This window comes from Marinomonas polaris DSM 16579, assembly GCF_900129155.1.
GTDB classification, from domain to species: Bacteria; Pseudomonadota; Gammaproteobacteria; order Pseudomonadales; family Marinomonadaceae; genus Marinomonas; species Marinomonas polaris.
Map to the genome: position 1 here is coordinate 17,596 of NZ_FQVF01000029.1, position 12,703 is coordinate 30,298.

Here is a 12,703-nt window from a genome sequence, read left to right on the forward strand (position 1 = left end):
AAAAAACCGCTCACCTGTAGGTCGGCCTTCAGGCCGTCAAAATCTCGGCCACACCAAACCAAATCACCTGTAGGTCGGCCTTTAGGCCGTCAAAAAGCATTCAGTCTTTACCAAACTCCCTTGACGCGCTAAAGCACGACCTACAAAAGCCATCTCGTACAACCAATATCTATCAATTCTGATTAGGACGTTGGTACCAAGGTGACACCATATCGGTAATGCCATATAAACTGTTACGTTTTCCTAGCATTTGGCCGCCATCCCTAGTGATAGGTTGCCAGTTTAGGTACCCACGGCTATTGGTTGGTTTAAGCGATATTGTGTCAAACGGAATAGACAAGTAGAATCCTTTGGTAAAGCTACCCTCGCCAAAATCTTCTGCAGACATGTTGGTTCTACTTGCGTAAGCCCCAACAATCACGCCGCTTTTATATTGTTTAGAGAAATCAAATCTAGCGCCAACATCAGCAGCCAAGAACTTACCCATGTCTACACGGAACATAGTATCTTCTAAAAATGACCACTGAGGTTGATAATAAAATGATAGGTGGCCAGTTGTTCCTCTGGATAGCACTTTTGTACCGGCACCGTAAGCGTAATCATTCTCGAAAATACCAAACATAGAGTCAGGATCTCGTTGTGCAATAGCGTTTATATCTGCGCCAATAGCCCAATTTGAGTTAGGTTGACGGTACAGTACTTCTGTTCCGGCACCAGCAAACATAGTTTCAAGATATCCGCCATAAACTTGTTGGTACCAATTTTGTCCATACTTTTGGAACCAAGTAAGTTGTAGGTTACTCACATTGGCATCATTATCGCGAACATAGGCCCGAACAAGTGTCCGCACACGGTAGTTAGAAGTACCGTCCGGAGTTATTTCAAAATTAAATTTGTCATAATTGTCGACCATATTGATTGAGATCGCGCTTGATAACTGTAGATTATTTGTTAACCAATAAGAGGCATCACCTTCCATTGTCAAGCTGTATAGGTAAAAAGCTTCAGGACTGCCTACGGATTGAGTTAAGTGCGGAGTAAAACCATAATTCAAAGGCTCAAAATTGTCATACAAAGGCTCAGAATCAATGTTTTCTAATGGTAAATCAACAATAGCGTCTTTAATAGAAGGATTAAAGTACTCGACGTTTGCTATGTCTCTATAGCCTTGAGCCGAAATTTCTGTCGATTTAACAGGAATGTTTTTCGATTCTTCAATGATTTTATAAGATTGAATATCAGTTGGCAGATGATTCACCAATACAGCAGCGGCTCGCTCCGCGGCCACATCACGATCGCGATATTTACTATTCTGTTTAGAAACAATCGCAACGGTATCGCCTTCTTGATAGACCTTCTCTGTTTGGTAACCTGCAACTTTACTTAATTCAGCATCGAGTTTTTTCCAATCTACACCATCTAATGTTGTAGCTTGATCTGTTCCTAATGCTGGAATTGGATCATCTACCCAAGGTGTCTTGATGGTGTCAAAATTGGTTGAAAGTGTAAAACCAAGCGCCACAGTCGTACCGCGCTCATAACTTAACCTTATGTCGAAACCATCGCTTACGGCATAAAGGGCACCCACGTTCCAGGGAGTACGTGGCGTCATGTCTACACCACCACTTGTAACGGGGCGATCTTGGCTATAATCATTACCATCGTATTCAAGCTTTAAACGTAATGGCTTATAAGGTGTTTGATATTCGACGCCGCCAAATAATGAGGTGGAGCCCGTAAACCAGCGATTATAGTCAATTGAACCGCCATTACCGGAATACCCTGAAATACGATCACAGAAGCGGTCTGCAGCGGTACAAAGAGGGTTGCTAATGTTGCCTTGTGTACCAAAATATCCCCAACCTAAGCCTAAGGTGAAATCAAATTGGCCGTAACCATCAGTTGAAAGGCGTTTTGTGGCAGCAATAAACTCGCCATCAAAAAGCCCTGTACCACCAATGTCTCTTAGACCTACAGAAACCTCCGGTAACCAATGGCTTTCTTCCAGCAATCTCAGTTTGGCATCTATACCTTTGTCCGTATATTTTGTACCACCACTAAAGCTTTCATCATTGCTATATAGCAAGTCTTCCACCTGAGTATAGCGAATGGTAGTTTCTAACCACGGCATTAACTGTAGGGCTATGCTGTAAAACTGGTATTCGCTGCTTTTTGTGTAATTAAAACTAAACGCGCCTTCCTCAGCCATTCGGCCAGAAGGCATTTGCATTAAACCAACACCACCTAGATTGCCTTGCGAAGGTTTGAATTGAGGCCCCTGAAAAGGTGCCGCAAAGTAATCGGCTTCCTCAGCATAGGTGTGTGTGATCAGTATTAGATTGGAGCAAACAATAAGTGATAAAAGTGAAAAGCGTTTAAACAGCATTATGGCTCCAAAAGAAAGGCAAGTAGATGAGCGATATCTGCATTCAAATCGCGATATTTTTCAGGTAGATCGGTTAGGCCAATAAACACTATGGCGCCGGGGCTTAAAAAATAGAGTCTACCTTTCCACTGGATATCTGTGGCTTGATACACATCTTGATTAGCTTGAATGATCCAAGCGGAATCATAGGTATAGCGATTAGCTTCAAACTGCTCGGCTAGATAATCCTTCAAATTACTATTTGCTGTTAATTTAAGGGTTAGGTAGTTTTGATCATCAGCATTAATCATGAAAATTTGTTGCGGACGTTTAGGTAAAAATAGCTGATAAACACCTTTCAGCATAGGGTCGTACTTTGGGTTGACTCGAACCTTGCTGGGATCTGTTTCAATCCTTTCTCGATACACAAAATGTAATGAATTCAATTTCTTAGCAATATAGTTAGAAGCTGGGGTATTAATGTCTCGCAGCTGTTTTAGTATGGCGTGTTTTTTTTCATCTATTGGTTGCTGCTTGCTTAAGTCTATTAATGCAGTGCCAATAGAATAAGGTTGGTAGTCTAATTGTGCGTAAGCGTCTGTTAATACCTGTGATAAGCGCACTTCTTGTGGGTACGATAGTGTCACTGGTTGTTGCGGGTACGATAGTGCTATTTGTTCTTGTGAAAGTGTTTTTTGTAAAAATGGCTTGTGTAAAAGAGTCACTTTAGTGGGTTCAGCCATTGTAGTAGATGATATTAAGCTGACGAAAACGCAACTACAGAGAATAAAAATTTGTAACAACCGTGTCATGACTCCGGATCCTTAGTTTGTTGTGTTTAGCTTTTGTTCGAGAAAGGGTTTTATCATCAACATTTCGACCTTATCCATGTTTGGTCCTAGGTATTGAATGCTTTTTACAATGAAAGGTTTGTTGCTCTTGGTCTCTTGTACTACCCAGAAATCATTTATAATCTTGCTATCTAAAGAGTTAAAAGCCACTTGTTCCTGAATATGTTCGGTTTGCTGTGTCCATAAATCGGTCACTATTGTCTCCATACCTAATGATATACTACTAATATCGGCAGAAAAATTATATCGATAGCCTGGAGACCAATCATAGATAGCCTGCCAAGAACTTGACTGTCCAGGTAAAGGGAGTGGCTCACCTTTAATCAACAGTGTTTCTAAATTATCCGTGTCAAATCCTGTCGTATGTATAATTCGGCCATTCTCAGTGACGATAGTACCTTTATCTCCTGCAATCCACGTAAGTTGGTAGGCTGCATTTGTGGGATTTCTTTCAGCTAATCCTAATATTAATAAAATAGGTTTAGCATCGTTAATGGTAACTAGGCTACTAGCGTAAGGTGTAGCGGCTATGTATTCTGCTGTAATTTCAGTACCTTTATTTAACTCTCTTGCTATTTGTATAGAATCAAGGGCGCTTTTGAAATTGTCTGTGCAGCCAGATAAAAAAAATATAGAAAGGGAAGCAATAAAAACGGCTCTGTAATGAAGAATATGCATGAGTTAACCAGTAGGAAGGAGATGAAAAAAACGCCTAATAAATATTATTAGGCGTTTTTAGTGTTAGTTACCAGTGCTGGTAGTTGTCGTTGGCGTTACGTTATCGCTGGAGCTTGCAGCAACAGCAACACCAGCAGCAGCAGCAGCAGCACCAGCAGCTGCAGCTGCACCTACTCCGATACCACCTGCAGCGGCCGCGCCAGCAGCACCAGCACCAGCAGCAGCACCAGCACCAGCGGCCGCGCCGCCAGCAGCACCTGCACCCGCAGCCCCTGCACCAGCTCCTGCGCCCGCACCAGCTCCTGCGCCCGCACCAGCTCCTGCGCCCGCACCACCAGCTCCTGCGCCCGCACCACCAGCTCCTGCGCCACCAGCACCACCACCAGCGCTAGCACCAGCGCCAGTACTACCACTAGCACCTGTACCAGAACCGGCAGCTTCACCATATGCTTGGCTAGCTAGGCCAAGTGCTACGATTGTAGCCAAAGTAACAAGTTTCATAATATTTCCTTATCATTAAACATCGATGTTTGAAGAATAGACTTCACGGACGATTTTAGATCAAGATTTATGACAATGTAAGCGCTATAAACAGACTTTTCGTTAATTTCTTGATCAATTCTAACCTTGTCGCCATGAAGTCCGACCTTAAATGCTGAAGAAATGTACGCTAAGTAGACAAATACCAATAATGAACACTGCTTAAAAAAATGTCTCGCTTTGTGAAAGCATTGAGTAAGTGGCCTTTATTTTTGCTGTGTTTTGGGACATTATGTGCGGCATCTTAATAATAGTCTGATAGGAAACATGCTCATGAAAGCGTTATCTCTATCAATACAAGGAACTGTGATCTATTAATGTTCTCTTCTAATGTAAAAAAAAAACCGATTCTATGTCTTCCAAAACTCAGTTTTCTTAGTCGCTGCTGTTCTAATAGACTCGTTCATAATGTTTTGTTGGTGCCGTTTCTAGGTTGTACTTCTGCTATTGCTGTCGCGTCGCCTTGGCTGGAAGCCAATGATCCGTTTTTGCGATCATCTTTATTGCTATTGTCTGATTCTGGTCAGCTTTCTTCACCTGTTAATCATTACCCAATGCGTTGGTCTCTGATTGGTGACTATTTAACCTCTACTAACCAAGAAAACGCTGCAGTGTTATTAGCGAATCAAGAACTACTTTATACATTGAACTCGGCTAGATTGAATCGCGGTAATCGATTGTTCAAAGTAGTAAATGGTTCTAACCCTGCAGTGCCTTCGGGGTTTGGGCAGTTCAATGAAGATGAAAAGGGCGTTTATACCAGTGTTGAGCATCTAGGGAACTCATTCTCTTATCGTTTAACGGCGGGTTATAGTGAATACCAAGACGATATGACCTTAAACATAGACAATAGTTACCTTGCTTTTAGTTCTGGTGCTTGGCTTTGGTCTGTTGGAAATGTTGATCGTTGGTGGGGGCAAGGTTGGCAGCACAATCTAATTTTAGGTTCGTATGCTAAAGCAGCACCTGATATGAGTGTTAGTTATATTGGTGAAAACCGTGTTTTGGGTGTTTGGAGCGCCGAAAGTATATTGGCCCAACCTGCCAGTTCAGATTACGATTACCACAGTGCAACACGTTTAGTATCAAAGCCTTTTTCTCTTTTTGAATACGGTGTTACCTACCAAACATGGTTTTCAGGTGTCGATTCCATTCAAAACGAAAAACAATTAGCGCTTGATGCGAAATTGACCTTACCTAGTATTGTAAGCTTCTATCACAGTGTTTATGCAGAAGCTGCTTCTACTTCTAACCAAACCGAGTTGGGCGCTTGGTTGGTGGGTTGGACAGGGAGTTTTCCTCTTGGTGAAAACATTGCTCGTATCGTGTTGGAATCTCAACAATCTACTGATGCACATGATACAACTCCATGGAAATCAGTAAGTTACCCTTCTATAACCGATGACGTTGATAATACAACTTATATGTTGGACGACAGTGTTTCAGTCGCCTTGTATTTGCAGCTTAAAAACGATCATCAGATAGGTGTAAGTTATCAAAACTCGACACAAGATAATGAAAAAATAAAGACCAGTCAGTTAACGTATAATTTACCAGCACTAGCCGGAATGGTGCGAGTAGGGGCGAGCTATCAGCAGATAAGAAATGATAACCAAACTAATGTATGGGCTGGCTATGAGTTTCGCTTTTAAGTGAAATTCGTTACTGCTGCACTTAATAGCTAATATTAAATTTTCATTGAACCTAAATAGACCACACAGTATGCGACTTAAAAAACTATTACTATCAGCGTTAATGACGACTCTAGCGGGAAGTCTACTCGCTTTTACCCCAACAGCGGCCCAGATAAGTCAGTTTCAGAGTCTGCCTAAGGCGCAACAAGAAGCTCTTGCCCGTCAATATGGCGTAGATATTAGTTCGCTAACTGGCGGATCAACAGGTTCTGCTTCGGTAGCTCAACAAGCGCCTGTTTTGGAACCAGTTACTACGACAGAGGCGCCAGTAGTAGTTCATCAGGCGGCGGCAGACAATGACTCATCACTGTCATTATTTGGCTACGATGTATTTAGTGGTAATAGCTTAGGTTTAACAGTCGTAGACAATTTACCTGTGCCGTTAGATTATCAAATGGGGCCGGGCGATATTATTAGTGTGCAAACCTTTGGTAAAACCAATCAAAATTTATCGTTAACCATAGACAGAGATGGCTCTGTTAATTTGCCTGACATCGGGCCTGTCGCCGTTGCTGGTCAGACATTTGCTCAGTTACGCAAGCAGCTTAGTGATGTTATTAAAAATAAAACCATCGGCGTAGATGTCTCCGTGACCATGGGGGCAATGCGTACTATGCAAATTTATATCGTTGGTGAAGCTATGCAGCCGGGTGCGTATAATGTGAATGGCTTGACGACTATTACCCAGGCGTTAATCGCTAGCGGCGGTGTAAAAAAATCAGGCAGCTTGCGTCACATTCAGCTAATGCGTAAAGGCAAAGTGGTATCTGATTTCGATTTGTATGATTTACTAATCAAAGGCGATACCTCGAAAGATACCCGTTTGTCTTCTGGGGATACCTTGTTTATTCCAGTGCGTGAAAATAGCATCACTATAGAAGGTCAAGTGGCTCGCCCTGCTGTTTATGAAGCCAAAGGCGATATAACGGTTGATCAGCTTTTGTCGCTGGCTGGCGGAGCAAAACCACAAGCCTACCTTTCACGTGTGAGTGTGCGTAGAACGAGTGCAAACGGCTTGCAGCAATTTACATTGGATCTTTCCTTTCCAATGGATAGAGGGTTCAAGCTAAAAAATGGCGATAAAATAAACCTATCTGCTGTTTCTATGTCGCTTAAAGGCGCCATTGCCGTGCGTGGTGAGGTCGTAAGGCAAGGCGCGCTTAACTTCAAACAAGGTATGAAAGTAAGTGATGCTATTGGTTCTATCGATGATGGTTTAAAGCTAACGGCCGATTTGAACTATGCACTATTGGTGCGAGAGATAAATGCCAATCAAGATGTTGAAATTTATCAATTTAGTCTGTTGGATGCATTAACAAACCAAGGCTCGGCGGCAAATTTAACGCTCCAGGAAAAAGACCAAATATTTGTGTTTGATAATGGTCTAGCGCAAGGTTACTGGTCTGGCTCTTATGCAAACAGTAAAGCAAAATCGGATGGCGCAGTAGATCAAACACGTGAAGTACTAGATGCCGAAACAGGGGCGGTTGTCATTACTGAAGAAAACGCCACCTTAAAAATTGCTGATAAAGAAGTCGAGTCTAATGCGTCTGGGTTGCGTAAAGCCAGTCGAGAGGCGTTACTTAAACCTATTATCGAACGATTAAAGGCGCAGGCTAGTTACGGAAGCCCTGCAAAAGTGATCGATGTATCGGGGGCGGTTAAATTTCCAGGCCTTTATCCACTAGCGAAAAACACCAGTGTTTCTTCTTTGCTCGCGGCCGCAGGTGGTTTAAATCAGAATGCCTATTTATCGTCGGCAGAGTTAACACGCCGTAACACAGAAGGTGATAAATCTACTATTGATCGTATTAATTTTTCACTAAAAGACGCTATCACTGGTAAGTACCCAGTTGCCTTGATCGCACAAGATCATCTGATGGTTAAATCACAACCGAGTTGGCAAGAGGGTATGGACGTTGAGTTACAAGGGGAATTTGTTTTCCCTGGTACTTACACGTTTAGACGTGGTGAAACCCTAAAAGACGTAATTGAACGTGCCGGTGGTTTTACGGAGTTTGCTTACCCTTCCGGTGCAGTATTTAGTCGTGAGCGCTTAAAACGTCAGGAAGCAGAAAGGCTTAAGTTCCTAAACGCACAGCTAAAACAAGAAATCAGTGCTATGTCTTTGCGTCGTCAGGGTTCATCCGTTTCAGACCCTGCGCAAGCGATTGCGATTGTTGATCAGTTAGACAAGGCTGAGCCGGTAGGGCGTTTAGTAGTTGACCTTAACTATGCGGTGAAAGGCGATAAATTGGCTAACCTAATGTTAGAAAAAGGCGACAAGCTCTTTGTACCAGCATTGAACCCTGTTGTTAGTATTGTTGGTGAAGTGCAATTTTCATCGAATCATACCTTTAATCCAAATCTAACAGTGGAAGACTATATAACGTCTGCTGGCGGCACTAAACGCCAAGCAGATACCGATCGTATTTACATAGTGAAAGCGAATGGCTCAGTAGAATTGCCGAATAATTCCTTCTGGTTTAGTCGTGACTATGACCCGCTAGAGCCTGGCGATACCATCATAGTGCCTATCAATACCGACTACCTAGATGGCTTAAGTACCTTATCTACTGCCACTCAAATACTGTATCAAATTGGTGTCGCTTGGAGTGCAATTAAAGATTAATTTCGAGTTGCTGGGCTTGATTTCATAGTGCTGGGTCGAAATACGAAATAAACAGAGGTGGGTTTTAGTGCAAAACTTATCTCGCTTACTTAATAGAACTTAATAGGATAAAACAGAAAAGGATAGGCGTTAGCGAATAAAACTAGCATCGATCCTTTTCCTAATTTAAATATGGCTGATAATTACAACTTACCTCCGCAAGCGTATCACCAGCAAGACGATGAAATAGACCTAAAGGAGCTGTTTTTAGCACTTTGGAAGGGTAAATGGATCATTATATTAGTAACATTTGTTTTCGCTGTTGGTGGTGTGCTCTATGCTTTGTCGCAACCCAATACTTATAAAGCTGAAGCGGTATTGGCCTCGGCCAATGATAACAAATCCGGTGGTTTGGCCGGCATGGCAGCACAATTTGGTGGCCTAGCGTCTTTGGCTGGTATCAACCTAGGTGGCGGTGGCACAGACAGCAAAGCCATGGCACTAGCAGTGCTTCAGTCTCGTCAATTTATTAACGCCTTCATCAATAAATACGACCTAATGGTTCCCCTAATGGCGGGGGATAAATGGAGTGAGTTGACCGATACTTTGCAGTTAGACTCGGAAATATACGACTCTCAAACGAAAACATGGGTGAGAGAAGTTGACCCCGGAAAATCGCCAATACCAACCGATTGGGAGGCCTACAAAGAGTTCAAAAAACTGATTGTCGTATCTGAAAGCAAAGATAATGGTCTAGTGACCCTGTCTATTACACATTTATCACCCACCATCGCCAAACAATGGGTGGACTGGTTAGTGATAGACCTAAACGCTTGGGTGAAAAAAGAATCACTGGATGAAACACGCCGTAACATCGGCTATCTAGAAGAACAAATCAAAAAAACCAGCATATCAGACATGCAATCCGTCTTTTATCAACTGATAGAAGAACAAACTAAAAACCTCATGCTGGCACAAGTACAAGACGAATTCGCATTTAAAATCATCGACCCAGCCGTCGTACCAGAAGAAAAAGCTGGCCCGAAACGTGCCCTAATCTGCGTACTCGCCGTACTACTCGGCGGCATGCTAGGTATGGGGATCGTGCTTATACGATTCGCCTTCACCAAAAAAGACTAACTCACCCTCGTAGGTCTTGTAGGTCAGATTAGCTGAGGTACGAGGCGTGATCTGACGCACGAGGCATAATCTGACGCATGAAGCGTGACTAGGCATTCATAACCCACGTCATCAATCGGCACATCACGCTGCGCTAATGGTGCCCTACAAAAACCTCAATTCAAACAAACCACCACCCCGTAGGTCTTGTAGGTCAGATTAGCCGAGGTACGAGGCGTGATCTGACGCATGAGGCGTGATCTGGCGCACGAGGCATAATCTGACGCATGCAGCGTGACCAGACATTCATAACCCACGTCATCAACCGACACATCATGCTGCGCTAATGGTGCCCTACAAAAACCTCAATTCAAACCACCACTCCGTAGGTCTTGTAGGTCTTGTAGGTCAGATTAGCCGAGATACGAGGCGTGATCTGACGAACGAGGCATAATCTGACGCATGAAGCGTGACTAGACATTCATAACCCACATCATCAACCGGCACATCACGCTGCGCTAATGGCGCCCTACAAAAACCTCAATTCAAACCACCACCCCGTAGGTCTTGTAGGTCTTGTAGGTCAGATTAGCCGAGGTACGAGGCGTGATCTGACGCATGAGGCGTGATCTGACGGTTGTGAACATTACACTTACTTGCTTTAAAATACCCCATTCCAATGAATATCAAACAATCCCAATTTCACATCACGATGAAAACTAGAATACGGCCAATCACGTGTTGATAAAACGTAGCCATGTTTTACGGGGTTTAAATAACAATAATGGATGTGGGCTCTTAAATTGTTATCTGACTTGATCTCATGCTCCCAAAAACGACCTTGCCAAACACTTTCCATGTCATACATTCTTTTTTTTAACTTTTTGGTGAACAGCATCTTAATCAACTGCCACCGTATGGAAAAAGCATTATCTCCCTCCGGCAACCGCCAAATGGCGTGAATATGATCGGGCAAAACCACCCACGCAATAATATCAAATGGCCGTTTTGATTTAATATGACGGACACACTCACGCAAAAGATCAACGTGATCAACCAGTACAGAAGAGTAGCGATCTTTCAAAGTCACAGTAAAGAAAAACGTACCTCCAAAACGCTTACTTCTAATATATCTAGGCATCCGTGCCTCCTTCAATAAATCACAAATCAACATCATTAAACGGCACATCACGCTGCGTTAATCGTGTCCTACAAAAAACGCTATTTTGACTGGCACGTTATACTTCGTTCATGCCCTACGGCACCACCACCTCGCATTCTGGATTTTCCATTTCAATTAATCCTTTTAATATTTGCTTGGCGTTATCATCTCCATGCACCAAATGTATTTTCTGGGGCTTTACTCGCATGCGCTTAATGAAATTCAATAAATCCCGTTGCCCCGCATGGGCGGAATATCCGCTGATCTGCTGTACTTTGGCGTTAATGGCATAACGTTCCCCATCAAACATTACATATCCGTTGGGTTTATCGTGATACTTCAAAATATCACGCCCCGGTGTGCCGGCGGCTTGATACCCAACGAACAACAGGTCATTGCGTTCATCACCCAATAAGGCTTTTAAATAATTCACAATACGACCGCCAGCACACATACCAGAGGCGGCGATAACAATAGCGGGGCGGGTTTGATGTTGTAGGTAAGAGACAGTTTGTAAGTGGGTGGCGTGATCATCAATTGTCGTGACTTGCTCAAAACTTAACGGATGGCGACCTGAACTCACGCGGCGCTTTGCTTCATCATCCCAATAATTTGCCAAAGATCGATATACCTCGGTAAAACGGCTCGCCAACGGCGAATCGATAATAATATCGATATCTTCCCAATTTAATGAAACACCGGAACGAGTCTGACTCACGGCTTTGTGTTTATTCTGATGAATGATATGTTCCAGCTCATACAGAAGCTCCTGAGTGCGGCCAATGCTAAACGCTGGAATTAACACCGTACCTGAATCACTCAATGCATGTTCTAAACTTTGCTGTAAATGCTTGCGCCTTGTTGCTCGGTTCTCATGATTTCTATCACCATAAGTACTTTCTAAAACAAGCTGATCTGCTCGATAAGGCGACTGCGGAGCTGGTAATAAAGGCGAGTAGGGTGCACCCAAATCCCCAGAAAACACCACATCCCAATATTTATTGGTCGTGCCTTTAGGTCGACAAAGCCCACCGCCATCAACCCGAAAAATCACATAAGCCGAGCCCAAAATATGCCCAGCACGACACAGTCGTACCTGTACTTTAGTATTGTTGTTTAAAGGAACGACAGTCCAAGTTTTGTAGTCCAACGGCACTAACTGAGAAGCCAATCTATCTAAACAAGCCTTAATGATATTGGCATTACGCGTAACGCCAACTTTTAACGCATCTTCAATAACCAGAGGTAACAGAGCTGCGCTGGGTTTAGAGCAATAAATCGGCCCAGTAAACCCAGCAGCCAACAAATAAGGCAAACGTCCAACATGGTCGATATGAACGTGAGTAATAACCAAAGCCTGAACAGCTGAAAGATCAAAGTCTATTTCTAAACTATTTGAATCTGCTCCAGACCCAGACGTCTCCGCCCCCTGAAACAAACCACAATCCACCAACACAGATTGATCAGAATCAACAAACAACTCATGACAAGACCCAGTAACACCCTGCACAGCACCATGATGCTTAATAGATAACATACAAATCCCTTTGCATTATTTTTTAAAGAAGTATCAAGGGTATACCATCAACCAGACCAACATCAATCCAACACCCTCAACCGGCACATCACGCTCCGCTAAACCAACCCCCAATCACATGTAGGTCGGCCTTCAGGCCGTCAAAA

General features: G+C 43.2%; 9 protein-coding genes. 3 read left to right on the forward strand and 6 right to left on the reverse strand.

What is annotated here, in order from left to right; translation table 11 throughout:
• Positions 1-172: 172 nt before the first annotated feature.
• The 4 genes from BUA59_RS22030 to BUA59_RS23955 form a co-directional block, all read right to left on the reverse strand.
• On the reverse strand, positions 173-2,386 hold the full coding sequence (locus BUA59_RS22030; protein ID WP_072842161.1) for a YjbH domain-containing protein: 2,214 nt from the start codon (positions 2,384-2,386) through the stop codon (positions 173-175).
• Positions 2,386-3,177, reverse strand: coding sequence for a capsule biosynthesis GfcC D2 domain-containing protein (locus BUA59_RS22035; protein WP_072842163.1), 792 nt, complete (start codon positions 3,175-3,177; stop codon positions 2,386-2,388). The genes BUA59_RS22030 and BUA59_RS22035 overlap by 1 nt, the downstream gene beginning before the upstream one ends.
• 12 nt (positions 3,178-3,189) lie before the next feature.
• Positions 3,190-3,894: a YjbF family lipoprotein gene (locus BUA59_RS22040; RefSeq protein ID WP_072842165.1), complete on the reverse strand. Its 705-nt coding sequence runs from the start codon at positions 3,892-3,894 to the stop codon at positions 3,190-3,192.
• A gap of 63 nt (positions 3,895-3,957) precedes the next feature.
• Positions 3,958-4,395: a hypothetical protein gene (locus tag BUA59_RS23955; RefSeq protein WP_175550806.1), complete on the reverse strand. Its 438-nt coding sequence runs from the start codon at positions 4,393-4,395 to the stop codon at positions 3,958-3,960.
• Between the two features lie 356 nt (positions 4,396-4,751).
• On the opposite strand from BUA59_RS23955, the gene BUA59_RS22050 reads away from it, so the two are divergent.
• From BUA59_RS22050 to BUA59_RS22060, 3 genes are all read left to right on the forward strand, one after another.
• On the forward strand, positions 4,752-6,086 hold the full coding sequence (locus BUA59_RS22050) for a capsule assembly Wzi family protein (protein ID WP_084122650.1): 1,335 nt from the start codon (positions 4,752-4,754) through the stop codon (positions 6,084-6,086).
• 70 nt (positions 6,087-6,156) lie between these two features.
• A complete protein-coding gene (locus BUA59_RS22055; RefSeq protein ID WP_072842166.1) occupies positions 6,157-8,760 on the forward strand; it encodes an SLBB domain-containing protein in 2,604 nt (867 codons plus the stop codon).
• A 171-nt stretch (positions 8,761-8,931) separates the two neighbouring features.
• Positions 8,932-9,879 carry a Wzz/FepE/Etk N-terminal domain-containing protein gene (locus tag BUA59_RS22060; protein ID WP_072842168.1) on the forward strand — a complete coding sequence of 316 codons (948 nt, stop codon included), beginning with the start codon at positions 8,932-8,934 and terminating at the stop codon, positions 9,877-9,879.
• A gap of 640 nt (positions 9,880-10,519) precedes the next feature.
• Here BUA59_RS22060 and BUA59_RS22065 read toward each other — a convergent pair.
• Together BUA59_RS22065 and BUA59_RS22070 are read right to left on the reverse strand one after the other, a co-directional pair.
• Positions 10,520-10,999, reverse strand: coding sequence for an REP-associated tyrosine transposase (locus BUA59_RS22065; protein WP_072842170.1), 480 nt, complete (start codon positions 10,997-10,999; stop codon positions 10,520-10,522).
• A gap of 115 nt (positions 11,000-11,114) precedes the next feature.
• Entirely contained in the window at positions 11,115-12,557 is a 1,443-nt protein-coding gene (locus tag BUA59_RS22070; RefSeq protein ID WP_072842172.1) for an MBL fold metallo-hydrolase RNA specificity domain-containing protein, read from the reverse strand.
• Positions 12,558-12,703: the final 146 nt, after the last annotated feature.